Genomic DNA, 17,089 nt, shown 5'->3' on the forward strand with positions numbered 1-17,089 from the left:
CGCGCGAGCCGCTTTGGGTCATGCTGGACTGGTATGAGCGACGAGGTTCCGAAACCATCCCGCCATCACGTCTGGCGAATCAGTCGCAGGACCCTTGCCAAGAGTTGGGATGACTCGATATTTTCCGAGTCAGCCGCAGCCGGTTTTTGGTCGGCGTTGTCGCTCCCGCCGCTGTTATTGGGAGTACTGGGAAGTTTGGCTTACGTAGCGCCGCTGTTCGGCCCGGACACCTTGCCCGCCATCGAACAGCGCGCGATCTCGATGGCCCACAGCTTCTTCTCCGACAGTGTGGTCAACGAGATCATCGAACCCACTATCCGAGACATCACCAACGGCGCCCGCGGCGAGGTGGTGTCTTTGGGCTTTGTGATCTCACTGTGGGCAGGATCGTCGGCGATCTCGGCATTCGTAGATGCGGTCGTCGAGGCGCATGACCAAACTCCCCTGCGCCACCCCGTGCGACAGCGATTCTTCGCCCTGTTCCTGTACGTGGTGATGCTCGTGGCTGTGGCCGCAACCGCGCCGTTGGTCGTCGTTGGTCCGCGTAAGGTGGCCGAGCACATCCCCGACAGCTGGGCCAACGTGCTGCGCTACGGCTACTACCCGGCGCTGATTTGCGGCCTGCTGCTCGGGGTGATGATCCTGTATCGGGTGGCGTTGCCGGTTCCGTTGCCGACTCATCGGCTGGCCCTGGGCGCGATGCTGGCGACGGCGGTATTCCTGATCGCTACGTTGGGCTTGCGGGTCTATCTGGGGTGGATCACCAGTACCGGTTACACCTACGGCGCGCTGGCCACGCCGATCGCGTTCTTGCTGTTCGCATTCTTCGGCGGTTTTGCGATCATGCTTGGCGCCGAACTCAACGCCGCCGTTCAAGAAGAGTGGCCGGCACCGGTAACACATGCGCGTCGGCTGCGTGAGTGGCTCGTTTCGCGAACCGGCAGAACGGTGAAATCGACGTCATCCCGCCCAGACGGACCGGTGGCCGACCATCCGAGTTGATCAGCCCTTCTTCAACGTCTCGTAGATCTTCTTGCAATCCGGACACACCGGCGACCCCGGCTTGGCCGAACGAGTGACCGGGAATACCTCACCACACAAGGCAACGACGTGACTTCCCATGACGGCGCTCTCAGCGATCCGATCTTTCTTGACGTAGTGGAAGTACTTGGGGGTATCGCTACCAGTCCCGTCGTCAACGCGTTCTTCAGTATCGGGGCGTTCGATCGTCTGGGTGTCCATACCTAACATTGTGCCTCCTGGTTGTGCTGGGCTTTGTCCTACCAACCAGATCAGCCGAAAGCGGCAACATGTGGGACAGTGGAGTAATGAAGCGCGGCTCCGAGCTGGGTTTCGGTGGCCAGTTCGAGGACAGATTCGACGACTTTGACGATAAAAGTCGGCCGGTACTGATCACCGCCGCCGCAACGTCGTACGAGGAACAGCATCGAGCGCGGGTGCGCAAGTACCTAACCCTGATGGCGTTCCGGGCTCCGGCGCTCATCCTGGCGGCAGTAGCCTACGGCGCCTGGCACAACGGTCTGATCTCGCTGCTGATTGTCGGGATTTCGGTGCCGCTGCCGTGGATTGCGGTCCTGATCGCCAACGACCGGCCAGCCCGCCGCACAGACGAGCCTCGACGATTCGATCAAGCCCGCACGCGCACCCCGCTATTCCCGACCGCCGAACGGCCGGCGCTGGAACCCCGGCGACACCAAGCACCTCAGTCGGACGCGCGAGGCTTCTGGGACGAGAGGTAGCCGGAGTTTCCGGATAACCACCCACCCACCGAACTTCTCAGGACATTCTCAGGTCATCGTCGTATTCCTGCAGGTCACAGGGTACGAGATGGTCGCCGACCGGGAACTCTAGGTGCCGCTATCTCGTTAAACCACGTGAAAGGACAATCCGATCGGGAGGGCGCTATGGCAAATGCCACCACAAGCCGGGTTGAGGGCGATCTGGACACTCAAAGCCCCGCAGCAGATCTGGTGCGCGTATATCTGAACGGCATCGGCAAGACGGCGTTGCTCAGTGCCGCCGATGAAGTCGAACTAGCTAAGCGCATCGAAGCGGGCTTGTATGCCCAGCATCTGCTCGAAACTCGCAAACGCCTCGGCGAGAACCGCAAGCGTGATCTAGCAGCGGTAGCGCGCGATGGACAAGCCGCGCGACGCCACCTGTTAGAAGCAAACCTGCGCCTGGTGGTGTCGCTGGCTAAGCGCTACACCGGTCGGGGAATGCCCTTGCTCGACCTCATCCAAGAAGGCAACCTGGGCCTGATCCGCGCGATGGAGAAGTTTGACTACACAAAGGGATTCAAGTTCTCGACCTATGCCACGTGGTGGATCCGCCAAGCCATCACCCGCGGGATGGCAGACCAAAGCCGCACCATCCGACTGCCCGTCCACTTGGTCGAGCAGGTCAACAAACTGGCGCGGATCAAGCGCGAGATGCACCAGAACCTGGGGCGTGAAGCCACCGACGAGGAGCTCGCCGCCGAATCCGGTATCCCCGTGGACAAAATCAACGACTTGTTGGAGCACAGTCGCGACCCGGTGAGTCTGGATATGCCAGTCGGCTCCGAGGAAGAGGCCCCATTGGGCGACTTCATCGAGGACGCCGAAGCTATGTCCGCCGAAAACGCCGTCATCGCCGAACTTCTGCATACCGACATCCGCAGCGTGTTGGCCACTCTCGACGAACGAGAACACCAAGTCATCCGACTGCGCTTTGGCCTCGATGACGGGCAGCCCCGCACCTTGGACCAGATCGGCAAGTTGTTCGGCCTGTCTCGCGAACGTGTTCGCCAGATCGAGCGGGACGTCATGTCCAAGCTGCGCAACGGCGAACGGGCCGATCGGCTGCGGTCCTACGCGAGTTGACGCCAGCAACCAACCAGGCGCAATAAACCACGGAGCAGCCGGTTTGCCCGCCGAATCAGCGGCGGGCAAACCGGCTGTTGTGTCGCGTCTTGGGAAACATTCACCCAGCCGGCCAAGTAGACTCATCAGCGATGGAGGATCCTGAATGAACGACTTGGTTGATACCACCGAGATGTACCTGCGGACGATCTACGACCTTGAGGAAGAGGGCGTGACGCCGCTGCGGGCCCGGATTGCCGAACGGCTGGAACAAAGCGGTCCCACTGTTAGCCAAACCGTGTCCCGGATGGAGCGAGACGGACTACTCCGGGTGGCAGGTGACCGCCATCTTGAGCTGACCGACAACGGCCGGGAACGCGCCGTAGCCGTGATGCGAAAACACCGCCTCGCCGAACGACTGCTCGTCGACATCATCGGCCTGCCCTGGGAAGAGGTCCACGCCGAAGCGTGCCGGTGGGAGCATGTGATGAGCGAGGATGTCGAGCGCCGGCTAGTTAAGGTGCTCAACAACCCGACCACCTCGCCGTTCGGCAACCCCATTCCGGGCCTGTTGGACCTGGGCGGCCCCGATTCCGCCGCCTATGACGCCAACTTGGTCCGGTTGACTGAGTTGCCGGTCGGATCGCCGGTAGCGGTCGTCGTCCGCCAGCTCACTGAACACGTTCAGGGCGATATCGGGCTGATCACCCGGCTAAAAGACGCCGGCGTAGTACCTAACGCGCGCGTCACCGTCGAATCCGCCGCCAGTGGCGGGGTGACCATTATCATCGCGGGTCACGAGAACGTCACTCTGCCGCACGAGATGGCGCACGCTGTCAAGGTCGAGAAAGTCTGACTCGGCCGAAACTCGTAGCACCTATCCTGCGCACCTGCCAAACGGCTGTCGCGGTGGAAGCACCACGCCGAGCCGCGCAGCTAGGCGGTAGCCGGTGACCGCGAGCGCACGGATGTTCTCGGGCCGCAGCCCAGACTGCAGCGCGGTGTCCAGCATCCCCGCCATGCGGTGGCCTGGCTCGCAACGCAGCGCGGCCTCCAGCGACATCCCGGCCAGTGGCCCGTCACCGCGGGCATAGGCGCTGAACGCCAACAACACCAGCGCTTCCACCCGCCAAGGCTCGGGCATCACGCGCACCAACAATGCCCACAACGACTCTGCTTCAGCGGCGTTGTCGCAAACGGCAAAGGCAAACAACGCGTCACGCACCCCGACGTCGTCCAGTGAACAGCCCAACTCTGCTAGTTGCGCGTCGGACAGCGGTTGGCCGTCAGCTACCCGAGCGGCTGCAGCCATCGCGTTTTCCACATCGCGGCGGCAACACCCCGCGGGATCAGAGCGGTACGCAATTTCCCGGGCTGCCGCCCGTTGCCCCAAGACAGCGGCTAGCGCGTCGCTTCGCGCTGGTTCTGCAGGGGCGATGACAGCCTGCAGGTCGGCGCGCCGAGAGTAGAGGCGGCGACCATCCAGCACCGCCGCCGCCGCCAGAGGCGACGCCGATGGATCGTCGATCACGCCGCTAGAACCACAACCGTCGGCACAATGCCAGCGGCCGCCGCACGCTATTCGGTCCACCACATGCGCCGCTTGCAGAACGATGCCGCGCTGGGATAACTCCCTCGTGAGCGCGTCGCACAGCTGTCGATATTCCTGATTGCACATTCGGCACTGGGAGCCGTCGGCATCCACGAACACCGCGATCGCGCCCTCGGGATCAGCCGCTGCGGCGACTTCGGCGAGACGCCCAACCCGATCGGAGAGCTCAGCGGATAGGTCGACGCGCATCACCGACCCGAGTTCTCCGTCGTTCACCGACACCAAGACCAGTGACTTCTCCGGCACAAAGCCGAGAATGGCCGGTAGTGCCGCGATTAGCGCCCCGGGGCGGTTGGTGCCAACGTCAGGTCGATGCTTCGTCATGAGCGCCAACACTGACAACCGGTACCGTCAGCCGACGTCCGCGCAACGTGACTGGGCCATTCGTCTGTGCAGAAAGTCACGACTGTGGGCTCTATCGTCTATCCCATGAGTTCGAGCCGCGAGTACGACATCGTCATCATCGGTTCAGGCCCGGGCGGGCAGAAGGCCGCGATTGCAGCGGCCAAGCTGGGCAAGTCGGTCGCGCTTATCGAACGTGGCCGGATGCTCGGCGGGGTCTGCGTCAATACCGGAACCATCCCCTCGAAGACGCTGCGCGAGGCGGTGGTCTATCTGACTGGGATGAACCAACGCGAACTCTACGGCGCGAGCTACCGAGTCAAGGACAAGATCACCCCGGCCGACTTGTTGGCGCGAACCCAGCATGTGATCGGCAAACAAGTCGACGTGGTGCGCTCACAATTAATGCGCAACCGGATCGACCTGGTGTTGGGCCACGGCCGTTTCCTCGACGGTGGCGTCTTAGGACTGGTGTAAAAACGCTGGGCGCATGTTCCTGGTGGTCATGTTACGCGGCGGTGGTGTCGGTCGTGGTTGTTGTGGTGGGGGGATGCAGTGGGCGGGGTGGCTCGAGCAGTTGGTGGCGTAGTTCTTGGAGGTGGCGGCTGGTCGCTGATGTTTGGGTGACTCCGCGCCAGCCGCGGCTGGCGCGGTCGAGGACGGCCCATACCAGCGACAGACAGCTGGTTTCGCCGGGTAGGCGGCCGATGACCTTGACCCGGCGACGGGATTCTCCGAAGGTGCGTTCGATGAGGTTGGAATGGCGGATGCGTGTCCAGTGTTGGCGGGGGAAGCGCAAATGCACGCTCAGCGAGGCGAAGTCGTTGGCCAGGCAAGCGACCGCGGCTGGGTAGAGCCCGCGGTATGTGGTGGTGAACTCCTCGGCGCGGCGGGTGGCTTCATCCACGGCCTGCTGGCCGGGTGGCTGGTCAATGTCATCGAAGATCGACCAGAACGCGGCTTTGATCTCGTCCTGGACCGCGACAGGTGTCTTGGCGATGACGTTACGGCAGCGATGGATCAGACACCGCTGACGCAGGCTTGCCGGAAACGTGGTCTCCCATGCGGCGATCAGGCCCGGCGCCCCGTCGGAGATGCCCAGTAGCGGCGGGCGTAGTCCCCGGTTCCTCAGGTCAGCCAAGAAGTCGGCCCACGCATCAGCCGACTCCGCTGCGGCTGGGGCCAGCCCAATAAACAGGGGCTTGCCGTCGGTGCAGATGCCCCAGGCGGCCAGCACCGGCTCGGCCGGGGCGTTGGGATGCATCCGAAAGTTCGAGGCATCCAAGAACAGGTAGTCCAACACCAGCTCATCAAGGCGTCGAGACGACCACGCAGCGAACTCGTCTTTGATGGCCGCACAAATCCGGCTCACCGTCGAGCGCGACAACGCCGCCTGCGAGCCCAGCACCTCGGCCAACGCGGCCTCGATGTCGCGATCCGACAAACCGCGCACCCATCCCGAAATCACCAACGCCTCCAGAGCGTGGGTGCGCGTCACCCCGGCACCGAATAGCCGCGAACAGAACCGCTCGTCGGTGTCGCGTAGTTTCGGGCGGCATAATTCGACCGAGCCCATCGTGGTCTTCACCGTCGCCGGCGGTTGATACCCATTGCGGTACCCGCCCGGGCCGTCCTGAACCCGACGCTGGTGACGGGCTCGGCCCAACACTGCTTCTACCTCGGCCTCCACGGCGACCTGAAACACCAGACGCACCGATAACCGCCCGACCTCCTCCAAAATCTCGGTCAACGGCCGCTCGGTCGCGGCGAACAACTGATCCATCTCAACACGCACACGCTCAATCGGCGATACTCGCTTGGTCACGGGCGTAGCCCCTCCTTCATAGCTTTCGTCGGTTGCGACGGAACCTACGCCCGTGACCATTTACACCAGCGATGAGACGCGACCTCCTCGACCCACACACCATCTTGGTCGAGGAAGACGCCCGCGGCGAGAGGGTAACCCTAAGCGCCGACTACATCGTCATCGCCACCGGCACCAAACCGGCGCGGCCCTCCGGAGTTGAGTTCGATGAGGAGCGGGTGCTGGATTCCGACGGGATCCTCGACCTCAACTCACTTCCCACATCGATGGTGGTGGTCGGTGCCGGGGTCATCGGGATCGAGTACGCGTCGATGTTCGCCGCGCTGGGCACCAAAGTGACGGTCGTGGAAAAACGAGACAGCATGCTGGACTTCTGCGACAGGGAGATCGTTGAGGCGTTGAAATTTCATTTGCGCGACCTTGCCGTGACATTCCGGTTCGGCGAGGAAGTGACCGCGGTCGACGTCGGCGCTGCCGGCACTGTCACCACCCTGGCCAGTGGCAAGCAGATACCCGCCGAGACGGTGATGTACTCGGCCGGCCGGGAAGGCCAGACCGAACATCTAGATCTGGAGAACGCCGGGCTCGATACCGACCATCGGGGCCGGATTTTCGTCGACGACGAATTCCAAACCAAGGTCGACCACATCTACGCCGTAGGCGATGTCATCGGCTTCCCCGCACTGGCGGCGACCTCAATGGATCAGGGACGGCTGGCCGCCTATCACGCGTTCGGCGAGCCAACCGAGGGAATAACCGCGCTGCAGCCGATCGGAATCTATTCGATTCCCGAAATATCCTATGCCGGCGCCACCGAGGTGGAACTGACGAAAAACTCCATCCCTTACGAGGTAGGCGTGGCCCGGTACCGTGAGTTAGCCCGCGGGCAGATCGCCGGCGACTCCTACGGCATGCTAAAGCTGCTGGTTTCCACCGAAGATCGCACGCTGCTCGGGGTACACATCTTCGGCACCAGCGCCACCGAGCTGGTGCACGTCGGTCAGGCGGTGATGGGATGCGGCGGCACCGTCGACTACCTCGTCGACGCGGTGTTCAACTATCCAACGTTCTCTGAGGCCTACAAAATCGCCGCACTAGACGTGACAAACAAGATGCGCGCGCTCGACCAATTCCGCCGCTGATCGTCGGTCTAACAGCATCCTTCGACGACTGATCGGCGACCCGTGAGGCGCTGACCATCTAGCAAGGTAGTACGGTCACAACACGCATCGAACTCCGTCCGCCGAACCACGGGTCGGCGCGCGAAGATTCAGCATCCCTAATGCGGGGCTGGGACTGGCAGCACGTTTCGACCGCCCGCCGGTCGACGCCGAGTACGATGCCGCGCGGCCCCGTTTCCACCACAATGATGTGCTGGATTCACGTTGAATTATTCGTGCGGACCGATTTTGAGAGACACTGGTTACGGGACCGTGCAGAGGAGGCAACACCGATGGCCCACGATCACGACCCAGACGAGGGACAGTACTACCAGCCCGGGCAACCCGGCATGTACGAACTCGAGTTTCCGGCGCCCCAGTTGTTGACCTCCGACGGACGTGGACCGGTGTTGATTCACGCTTTGGAGGGTTTCTCCGACGCCGGTCATGCGATCCGGCTGGCCGCCGCGCACCTTAAGGCGGCCCTCGACACCGAGCTGGTCGCATCCTTCGCGATCGACGAACTTCTCGATTACCGCTCGCGGCGACCGCTGATGACTTTCAAAACCGATCGCTTCACCAGCTACGACGATCCGCAGCTCACCTTGTACGCGCTGCGCGACTCCGCCGACACGCCGTTTCTGCTGCTGGCGGGCATGGAGCCGGATCTGAAGTGGGAGCGTTTCATCACCGCGGTGCGGCTGCTGGCGGAGCGACTCGATGTTCGTCAGACCATCGGCCTCGGCACCGTCCCGATGGCAGTTCCGCACACCCGACCGATCACGATGACCGCACACTCCAACAACAAGGATCTCATCACCGATTTCCAGCCATGGATCTCAGAGATCCAGGTCCCGGCCAGCGCGTCCAACCTGCTGGAATATCGAATGGCCCAGAACGGTCACGAGGTCGTAGGGTTCACCGTCCACGTGCCGCATTATTTGACACAGACCGACTACCCTGCCGCCGCCCAGGCACTGCTTGAGCAGGTGGCTAAGACCGGATCGCTGGAGTTGCCCCTGACAGCTTTGGCTGAAGCCGCAGCAGATATCCGGGAGAAGATCGACGAGCAGGTTCAGGCAAGCGCGGAGGTGGCTCAAGTGGTCTCGGCCCTCGAGCGCCAGTACGATGCCTTCATCGACGCTCAGGAGAACAGATCGTTGCTCACGCGTGACGAGGATCTGCCGAGCGGCGACGAGCTTGGCGCTGAGTTCGAGCGATTCCTGGCTCAGCAGGCAGAGAAGAAGTTCGACGACGACTCCACGTAGCGGTCGTTCGTCGGCCCGACAACGAGGTTGGCCGGATGACCGAACGGAAACGCAAACTTCGCCCGGTGCGGGAAGTGACTGTCCCGTCGCTGCAGTACCGCACTATCCACGGCTACAAGCGAGCTTTCCGGATCGCAGGGTCCGGCCCGGCGATCCTGCTGATCCACGGAATCGGCGATAATTCCACCACCTGGAACGGTATCCAAGCCAAACTCGCTCAACGGTTCACCGTCATCGCCCCGGATCTCTTGGGCCACGGTCAGTCCGACAAGCCACGGGCCGACTATTCAGTCGCGGCATACGCCAACGGCATGCGGGATCTGCTCAGCGTGCTCGACATCGATCGAGTGACCATTGTGGGGCATTCGCTCGGCGGCGGGGTGGCGATGCAATTCGCCTACCAGTTCCCGCATCTGGTAGACCGACTCATCCTGGTCGCCGCCGGTGGGGTCACCAAGGATGTCAACGTCGTCTTCCGGTTGGCCTCGCTACCGATGGGCAGCGAAGCGCTGGCGCTGCTGCGGTTGCCGCTCGTTCTACCAACCGTTCAACTGGCCGGGCGCGTGGTGGGCCGTGCACTTGGCACCAGCGGCTTGGGCCGCGACCTGCCCAACGTACTGCGGATACTGGACGACCTACCGGAACCGACGGCCTCTTCTGCGTTTACCCGTACCTTGCGAGCGGTGGTGGACTGGCGCGGGCAGATCGTCACGATGCTGGATCGGTGTTATTTGACCGACGCGATCCCAGTCCAAATCATCTGGGGCTCGCGAGACGTAGTGGTCCCGGTCCAGCACGCATCAATGGCGCATGCCGCGATGCCCGGCTCGCGACTGGAGATTTTCGAGGAATCCGGACATTTCCCGTTTCACGACGACCCTGCCCGCTTCATCGATATCGTCGAGCGCTTCATCGACACCACAGAGCCTCCCGAATACGACCAGGAAACCTTGCGCGCATTGCTTCGCGCAGGTAGTGGTGCGAACACGGTCGCAGGCCCGGCCGAGACTCGCGTGGCGGTCCTGAACGCTATGGGCTCCGACGAACGCAGCGCTACCTGACCGACCGCCAAAGGTCGTAGAGTCGACTCATGGGCGTCGACGTGGCCGTGTTGCGGGTGTTTACTGATGCAGCTGGGAATTTCGGAAATCCGCTGGGCGTGGTCGACGCCAGCACGGTAGAGCCGCAGGACCGACAGCGCCTCGCAAACCAATTGGGCTACAGCGAAACCATATTCGTCGATCTTCCGGTCAGTGGCACGGCCTCCGCCCACGCCACGATCCACACCCCCCGCACCCAGATTCCGTTCGCGGGTCACCCGACCGTGGGACTCGCATGGTGGCTGCGTGAGAACGATATGCCGATCAAGACGCTGCAGGTGCCCGCAGGCATCGTTCAAGTGAGCTACCAGGTGGGGCGCAGCGGCGACCTCACCGCAATCAACGCGCGCGCCGAGTGGGCACCTGAGTTCACCATCCACGACCTCGACTCACTCGACGCTCTCGCGTCCGCCGAACCCGATGATTTCCCTGATAACGCCGCGCACTACCTATGGGCATGGACCGATCGGGCCGCAGATTCGCTGCGGGCGCGGATGTTTGCCGCTAACCTCGGTGTGCCCGAAGACGAAGCGACAGGCTCCGCTGCCATTCGGATGACGGACTACCTGAGCCGAGACCTCACCATCACCCAGGGCAAGGGGTCGATGATCGAAACCACCTGGAGCCCGGAAGGCTGGGTCACAGTCGCCGGCCGAGTCGTCAATGACAGTGTGAGACAAGTCAGCTGACGCCCGAGCGGATACGTAATCAGCTGCTTCGGTATAGCACAGCGCTCAGGTGATCCTGCAAGGGTTGTCCGACAGCGCCCATCTGCAGCGAGTAAGAAAGTTCGCTGCCGTCGATGCGGAAGGAACGGCTCAGTGCGGCCACCTCTTTGGCCGTCGGAGTCAATCCGATCGCCGTTGTGGCCAAAACGAGTTCGATGACATTGCCACTCGCCGAATACGTTCCCACTTCGATTTCGGTGATACCACTGGGATGCGCAAGAACCAGCTCGACGTGACCGGGTTCCGGCACCCGGAGGTAACCCGCCTCAGCGTGCAACGGCTTCCCGTCGGCTACCGCGCTGGTCTTCTGCACGTAGGCCAGAAACGGTTTGCCCACATGCGAGAACACGATTTCCTCGTGATATTCGAACGGCTCGATCGTTGGGTACTTACCCGCGCCTTGGCCCGACCACGTACCCAGCAATGATTCCAGGGCCTCTAGCTGAGGATGCAAAACAGCCTGCATAAGGGAAGCCTAGACCGGCAACCGCGAGTCAGTCGGTCGTTAACCCGGGGTTGATGCGTTGCGGTGCCCACGAAGCGCCGCGATTTCGCGCTCGAAATCATCTGCCGACGAGAAGGATCGGTACACCGACGCGAACCGCAGATAGGCCACCTCGTCAAGTTCACGCAACGGCCCCAGGATCGCCAGACCAACCTCATGACTTGGGACCTCTGGCAACCCGGCAGCCCGTACCGTGTCTTCGACCTGTTGGGCTAATAGATTTAGGGCATCGTCGTCAACCTGGCGCCCCTGGCATGCTCGACGCACACCGCTGACGACCTTTTCCCGGCTGAAGGGTTCGGTAACGCCGCTGCGCTTGACCACCGCCAGGACCGATGTCTCGACAGTGGAGAACCGACGGCCGCACTCCGGACACGATCGGCGGCGCCGAATCGCCTGCCCTTCGTCAGTTTCCCGCGAATCAATGACCCGGGAATCGGGATGGCGACAGAACGGACAATGCATGACCGCTCCTTTGCCGTGGTGACATCCGGGTAAGGCAGACCGCTGCGTCCTTCCTGAGAGTACCTGGGCGCTCCGCCTCAGAGCCATCGCCGCGGCGATGCGCACAGGGTCAACTTCACAATCATCAAAACTAGTTGGTGCAGATAGTTTTCCGCAGTACACCTCAAAGCCTTCAGCCGACAGGGGCAATCAGGGTCTGCCCGGCCGCCAGCACCGTGGAGTCGAGGGCGTTCAGTGCGCGGATACGATCGACAACTTGCCGAACCGGGGCGTCTGGGGCGACCCGAGCGGCTACATCGCGAAGAGACTCCCCCGCTTCCACCCGTACCACCGCAAGTGAATCAGGCATGGGGGCCGAATCCGAGGTGTCGGCGTTAAAGATTGCCCCGAAATGCCCGACCAGACCGAGCCAGAGGGTGGTCAGCGCGGCGAGTAGGGCGAGCCCCACCGTCGTTGCCGGTGTGACTGGACTTCTCCGATGAGACGCGGTCGACATACGAACGCCACTGCCCGCGTACCGCAGCGGCGCACCCGGCGGCCTCGACGGCCCTGGCCGCCGGGTTTGGGCTATCCCACGCCGCCCTGACCGCGTTTCCCAGAACGGGTCATCGGCCGGACCGGTGATCAGTTCTTTCGGCGGACGCCGCAAACTCTGAGTACGCGGCGGGCGTGCTTGCATGAGTGCCATGTTCGTTCCTTCAGATCGCCGTTATCGCTCGTGTGTTCGATACTGTATGCGCTCAAACGTTCCAATCCGAACATTTGAGCGAAGCGTGTCGCGCGAGCAAGACGCTAACCCAGGCCACCGACATTGAGGTTCGGTGTTCGGCCGCGGACGGCCTGGCCACCGACTGGAACACCGTGGTGATTTCTGAATGTTGAGTGGTCGTTTGCGGTTTTGTCTGGAGCCGACTGGTGTCCCTGTTGGGGAACTTGGAGCTGCTCGATAGCGGACTTCTGCTTAGGGAATGTCTGGGCTATGCCGGTCGCACCCGGGATTGACCTGGATTCGCCGAAAGGACATTCGTGGAACTGGTTTTGGGTATCGATTTGGCGTGTCGGGCTGCGCACCAGGCATCGCTGGCCCGCCCGGATGGGACGTTCTTGTGGACCGGCAAGAGGTTCTTCAACCCGGCCCGGCGAACTCGACAAACTCTGGAAGGAGATCGACCTGGGCGAGCGCGACAGCCCACGAAATCCCGGCAGCTGTGGGGACCTAGCACCGATGAGGGGATCGACTTCGCTGAATTAGCCGGCGATATCGCCGTGGAGGCCGAACAAGCCCAAATCCTGACCGAACAGATCGAAGACCTCGACGAACGCTGCGCCAACCTCTACGCCGAAGCCGACCCCACCACAATCATCGCCTCGGCCCCCGGTGTTGGACCGGTCACCGGTGCTGTGATCGCCGGGCGCATCGGCGACCCACACCGCTTCTACTCCCTGGCCGCGATCCGCGCCTACTCGGGTCTGATCCCCAAACTCAGCCTGTCCGGACAAACACACCACCAACACGGGCTGACCAAAGCCGGCGACCCACTGCTGCGTGAAGCCCTGTTCACCGCCGCTGACCAAGCCCGCAAAACCGACCCCCACCTCGCCGCGAAATACAAACGACTCATGAACACCGAGCGACACCACGACTCCGCGATCTGCCACATCGCCGCCACCCTGCTGACCCGCATCGCCACCTGCTGGCGCACCGGCCAGCACTACATGCTTTGCGACACCAACGGCCAACCCATCACCACCAGACAAGGACACCACATCGTGTACACCCACCACACCGTCGACAAACACACCCGCATCAAAGCCGCCAACACCCGCCAATCCCAACGCCGAAAAAACGCAACAGGCCGGAAACAAAAAAACCCACCACACACCCCCACTTTCCGACCCCACAACACAAACCCAAAAACCGCCGGAGCCGCATAACCTCGTAAACATTCAGCCTTGTAGGAAATTATTCCTGATTTGCGCTTGGTTTCGATGACATTATCTGGTGGGTTTTTTTATAGACGCCGGGACCGATATGGCCAGTACAGTTCAGATTGTGCGTTCGAGGCGCTGGCGTAACTGGTTTTGGACGGCCGCTTGTTCGTCGGTTCCATCCCGGAGTAACTGGGGCAAACTCCCCGTGACCTGCAGGTGTCTCTCCAGGTCTTCTTGGAGTTGGCCGGCTTGCTGCACAAACCCGGCGCTGGTTGCCCCGGAACTGGTTTCGCCGACCTCGGCGATCAGTGACCGCACCTGCTGCAGGTTCTCCTTCTGGCGGCCGACAATGGTGTCGATGCGATCCGCAAGGGCATGAACCTGCTCCTGGTCATTGACCAGAAACGACCCAGACGCCCTGCCACCAAAACCTCCGGGTAACCCAGCTCCTGCACTTCCGGTCGCACCTGAATTTTCGCCATCTGACCACTGCTGACATTTCAGTCCCAGCTCATCAAAATGAGCGGCTGTGTCTGTGTAGTAATGTCTAGCCGCTTCCGGCATTTCCGGGTTTTGCTCAATTACCCGCCGGAATGCGGCAGCCGAACGATAATACTGCTCTGCCTGACGCTGTCTGTACAGGAGGGATTCTGACCTGTTATTTCCTCCGGGTTGTTCAGGTTGAAGCGGCGGCTCATGACCTAGATTAACTGCGTCTTCAAACCCTTTATGGCCTAGATCAACTGCACGCTCAAACCCTCGTAGGTCAACATCCCGGGATACGCCTGGGAGAATGCGGGCTTGGCTGCCGCCTGAGGCAGATAGAGAGTCCCCATCCAACCGGGAAGATGGGTCTGGTGGTGGGCTTTGCGGCCCCCGCCGCCAATCGTCCAGCAAACTTTCGTAGGCGTCTTTTCGCTCGTTGAAGTCCCGGAGTGTGGCGTTAAGACCGGATTGAGCTGCAGTGATGTCTCCCGAGTTCGGCAAGGGATTGGCCTTAACCTGGTCGAGACGCGCCGATGCCTGCCTGACCGCAGTATCGGCGTCGGCGAGGTGAGCAGCACTGCTGTAGGCGTCTGCCAGACGCCGAGAATGATTGAACTGGTCAAGCAGATGTTGGTCAGGAACCGGGCCAGCCTCGTTGAGGCGTTCCCGCAACACATCTGCTTGTTGCCGATACGTGTCCGCAGCACTGTGAAGCTGTTCCGACGAGGCCGGCGCGACCTGCTGCGAAAACTGCTCAACCTCCTGCTGCCGGAGTGCAGCGGCGCGCTGTGTGGCGATTTCGGCGGCCCGGCGCTCCGCAGCGGCAAAGTCGGGCGCATCCATAGCCCGCTCGCCTGGGTTTAACCCATCGAGAACGTACTGCGCCTGATCCCGGAAAACATATTCTGAGCCAACGATTGGATCATCCATGATCTTGCCCGCAGCGGCATCGGCTAGATTGAGACGTCCTTGCAGGTCGCCTCGCCCTGCCGATTCAGCGGCCTGTTCGACGAGCTGTTGCGTGTCCGGCGGAACATAAGGGCGCGACGGCACCACAGCTCGAGCCGCGTCGAGTTCTTCCGGTGTGGCAGTGGCAACGTTGTCAAACCAATCCGCGTGGAACCGATGGTTGGCGGCTTCGGCTTCAGCTACGAACCGCTCACGAACAGCATCACCGCCGGAAGTCACGGGTGGAACAAAATCACCGCCCCCAGAAGCACCGGGCGAATCAACCGGAGGCAACGGAGGGTCGGACGTTGAGGACCCACCGTCTGGTCCTTCAGATGGCGGTGGAGGGCCGCCCGGAAGCTTGGACCGCGGCTCATAGGATTCCACCAGCCCGGATGGGGAAAACCCACTATGACCGGAACCCGAAATAGGGCCTGCTGTGCCCCCACCGCCAACAACACGTCCCCCGGCAGGGGGCTGTTGATCATCAATACCGGCGAAAAATGAGGTGCTTTCGCCCTCGGGGGTGATAAAGCTGCCCTCGGCCTCTTTGACATTATCGGTCACGCGAACGGCGGGACCGGAGGCCCCGTCATCATCACTGCCATACGACAGTTGGGGATCTGGCGTGGTCACGGGCACCCATCCAGACGAGACGCACGCATGTTTGCGTTCACGATCCATTCGGGGTGGAAAATAGCCAGCGGTATGCCGGGTAAACGCTTACGGTTCATCTGGTAACGGTGTTCAGCCCACGCTGGGTCCACATTCAGCCGCAACAAGCTTGCAAACTCGAAGATCCCGACTGAATAACCAAACCAGTCAACAACACCGCAACCCCCACCAGAGCCCCTACTCCAACCATGACCCCATCAAGCCGCAAGCCAGCATGCCCACCCTAACGCCTTGACACCAGTTAGGAACTCAACAAGCCCCCTCACGCCTTGGCACTAGCTAGGGACTGAAGATCCGCGACGCAACCGGCACCATGAATCGCCGACACCATATCGGCGACAACGTCATGCGCGCGCCACGCAGCAAAAATCGACGGCAGCCGCAGCTGCGACACACGGAGTCGAACACATGTTTGATTCTGGTTCTCGGTAGGGCTACATTCAGTGCCATGAGCGACAGCGGCGAAACCCAGGTTGGTGGCGGAGCTACACACGCACAGGACGGCGAACATGCGGTGGATTCAGCGCTGACCGAACGCCAGCGCACCATCTTGCGGGTCATCCGCGCATCGGTCACCAGCCGTGGTTACCCACCCAGCATCCGGGAAATCGGCGACGCTGTCGGTCTGACGTCAACGTCGTCCGTGGCTCATCAACTACGCACCCTGGAACGCAAGGGCTACCTGCGTCGCGACCCGAATCGCCCCCGGGCAGTCGACGTACGCAGCGCCGATGACATCACTGCATCCGAGCCGGCCACCGAGGTCGCCGGCTCGGACTCCTTGCCGGAGCCCACGTTTGTCCCCGTCCTCGGGCGCATCGCCGCTGGCGGCCCAATCCTTGCCGAGGAAGCCGTCGAAGACGTCTTCCCATTGCCCCGTGAGTTGGTCGGCGAGGGCAGGCTGTTCCTACTCAAGGTGGTTGGCGAATCCATGATCGAAGCCGCGATCTGTGACGGCGACTGGGTTGTCGTGCGTCAGCAAAACGTCGCCGACAGCGGCGACATCGTTGCAGCCATGATCGACGGTGAGGCTACAGTCAAGACTTTCCGGCGAGCGGGCGGTCAAGTGTGGCTGATGCCGCACAATCCGGTCTTCGACCCGATTCCCGGCAACGACGCGACCGTGCTCGGCAAGGTGGTCACGGTGATCCGCAAGGTTTAGTGGGAGCCGCACTCACA

Annotated in this window: 16 protein-coding genes and 2 pseudogenes; 11 read left to right on the plus strand and 7 right to left on the minus strand. The window is 62.1% G+C overall.

The window, feature by feature from the left end; genetic code table 11:
- The first annotated feature begins 33 nt into the window (after positions 1 to 33).
- Positions 34 to 1,002 (plus strand): YihY/virulence factor BrkB family protein, encoded by a 969-nt coding sequence (locus ACO07W_RS03090; protein WP_421840703.1) that lies wholly within the window; start codon positions 34 to 36, stop codon positions 1,000 to 1,002.
- Here ACO07W_RS03090 and ACO07W_RS03095 read toward each other — a convergent pair whose 3' ends face one another.
- Positions 1,003 to 1,242 (minus strand): DUF3039 domain-containing protein, encoded by a 240-nt coding sequence (locus ACO07W_RS03095; RefSeq protein WP_421840704.1) that lies wholly within the window; start codon positions 1,240 to 1,242, stop codon positions 1,003 to 1,005.
- Between the two features lie 68 nt (positions 1,243 to 1,310).
- On the opposite strand from ACO07W_RS03095, the gene ACO07W_RS03100 reads away from it, so the two are divergent.
- The 3 genes from ACO07W_RS03100 (at position 1,311) to ACO07W_RS03110 (ending at position 3,720) form a co-directional block, all read left to right on the plus strand.
- Entirely contained in the window at positions 1,311 to 1,760 is a 450-nt protein-coding gene (locus tag ACO07W_RS03100) for a DUF3099 domain-containing protein (RefSeq protein ID WP_421840706.1), read from the plus strand.
- Positions 1,761 to 1,925: 165 nt separating this feature from the next.
- Entirely contained in the window at positions 1,926 to 2,885 is a 960-nt protein-coding gene (gene sigB, locus ACO07W_RS03105; protein WP_421840707.1) for a sigma-70 family RNA polymerase sigma factor SigB, read from the plus strand.
- 145 nt (positions 2,886 to 3,030) lie between these two features.
- Positions 3,031 to 3,720, plus strand: a complete 690-nt coding sequence (locus ACO07W_RS03110; RefSeq protein ID WP_421840708.1) for a metal-dependent transcriptional regulator — start codon at positions 3,031 to 3,033, stop codon at positions 3,718 to 3,720.
- Positions 3,721 to 3,741: 21 nt separating this feature from the next.
- Here ACO07W_RS03110 and ACO07W_RS03115 read toward each other — a convergent pair whose 3' ends face one another.
- Entirely contained in the window at positions 3,742 to 4,800 is a 1,059-nt protein-coding gene (locus tag ACO07W_RS03115) for a DUF4192 domain-containing protein (protein ID WP_421840710.1), read from the minus strand.
- Between the two features lie 105 nt (positions 4,801 to 4,905).
- Between ACO07W_RS03115 and ACO07W_RS03120 the strand changes: the two are divergent.
- Positions 4,906 to 5,271 (plus strand): annotated as a pseudogene (locus tag ACO07W_RS03120) (FAD-dependent oxidoreductase); the annotation flags it as partial.
- A gap of 55 nt (positions 5,272 to 5,326) precedes the next feature.
- Here ACO07W_RS03120 and ACO07W_RS03125 read toward each other — a convergent pair.
- Entirely contained in the window at positions 5,327 to 6,601 is a 1,275-nt protein-coding gene (locus tag ACO07W_RS03125; protein WP_421840071.1) for an IS256 family transposase, read from the minus strand.
- 128 nt (positions 6,602 to 6,729) lie between these two features.
- Here ACO07W_RS03125 and sthA point away from each other — a divergent pair.
- The 4 genes and pseudogenes from sthA to ACO07W_RS03145 form a co-directional block, all read left to right on the plus strand.
- Positions 6,730 to 7,785 (plus strand): annotated as a pseudogene (sthA, locus tag ACO07W_RS03130) (Si-specific NAD(P)(+) transhydrogenase); the annotation flags it as partial.
- Between the two features lie 311 nt (positions 7,786 to 8,096).
- On the plus strand, positions 8,097 to 9,071 hold the full coding sequence (locus ACO07W_RS03135; RefSeq protein ID WP_421840712.1) for a proteasome assembly chaperone family protein: 975 nt from the start codon (positions 8,097 to 8,099) through the stop codon (positions 9,069 to 9,071).
- 35 nt (positions 9,072 to 9,106) lie between these two features.
- Positions 9,107 to 10,132 (plus strand): alpha/beta fold hydrolase, encoded by a 1,026-nt coding sequence (locus ACO07W_RS03140; protein WP_421840714.1) that lies wholly within the window; start codon positions 9,107 to 9,109, stop codon positions 10,130 to 10,132.
- 29 nt (positions 10,133 to 10,161) lie between these two features.
- On the plus strand, positions 10,162 to 10,860 hold the full coding sequence (locus tag ACO07W_RS03145; protein ID WP_421840716.1) for a PhzF family phenazine biosynthesis protein: 699 nt from the start codon (positions 10,162 to 10,164) through the stop codon (positions 10,858 to 10,860).
- A gap of 19 nt (positions 10,861 to 10,879) precedes the next feature.
- Here the strand turns inward: ACO07W_RS03145 and ACO07W_RS03150 are convergent, their stop codons facing one another.
- The 3 genes from ACO07W_RS03150 to ACO07W_RS03160 all read right to left on the minus strand — a co-directional run bounded on the left by ACO07W_RS03150 (position 10,880) and on the right by ACO07W_RS03160 (position 12,557).
- The gene (locus tag ACO07W_RS03150) at positions 10,880 to 11,365 is read right to left on the minus strand and encodes a peroxynitrite isomerase (protein ID WP_421840718.1); all 486 of its coding nucleotides are present in this window, start codon (positions 11,363 to 11,365) and stop codon (positions 10,880 to 10,882) included.
- Between the two features lie 39 nt (positions 11,366 to 11,404).
- Positions 11,405 to 11,869, minus strand: a complete 465-nt coding sequence (gene nrdR, locus ACO07W_RS03155) for a transcriptional regulator NrdR (protein ID WP_421840720.1) — start codon at positions 11,867 to 11,869, stop codon at positions 11,405 to 11,407.
- A gap of 172 nt (positions 11,870 to 12,041) precedes the next feature.
- Positions 12,042 to 12,557: a LysM peptidoglycan-binding domain-containing protein gene (locus tag ACO07W_RS03160; protein ID WP_421840722.1), complete on the minus strand. Its 516-nt coding sequence runs from the start codon at positions 12,555 to 12,557 to the stop codon at positions 12,042 to 12,044.
- A gap of 338 nt (positions 12,558 to 12,895) precedes the next feature.
- Between ACO07W_RS03160 and ACO07W_RS03165 the strand changes: the two genes are divergently transcribed.
- Positions 12,896 to 13,804, plus strand: a complete 909-nt coding sequence (locus tag ACO07W_RS03165) for a transposase (RefSeq protein WP_421840724.1) — start codon at positions 12,896 to 12,898, stop codon at positions 13,802 to 13,804.
- A gap of 111 nt (positions 13,805 to 13,915) precedes the next feature.
- On the opposite strand, the gene ACO07W_RS03170 is transcribed toward ACO07W_RS03165, so the two are convergent.
- Positions 13,916 to 15,871 carry a WXG100 family type VII secretion target gene (locus tag ACO07W_RS03170; protein WP_421840726.1) on the minus strand — a complete coding sequence of 652 codons (1,956 nt, stop codon included), beginning with the start codon at positions 15,869 to 15,871 and terminating at the stop codon, positions 13,916 to 13,918.
- A gap of 487 nt (positions 15,872 to 16,358) precedes the next feature.
- Between ACO07W_RS03170 and lexA the strand changes: the two genes are divergently transcribed.
- Positions 16,359 to 17,072 (plus strand): transcriptional repressor LexA, encoded by a 714-nt coding sequence (gene lexA / locus ACO07W_RS03175; RefSeq protein ID WP_421840728.1) that lies wholly within the window; start codon positions 16,359 to 16,361, stop codon positions 17,070 to 17,072.
- Positions 17,073 to 17,089: the final 17 nt, after the last annotated feature.

This window comes from Mycobacterium sp. (assembly GCF_965230835.1).
GTDB lineage: Bacteria > Actinomycetota > Actinomycetes > Mycobacteriales > Mycobacteriaceae > Mycobacterium.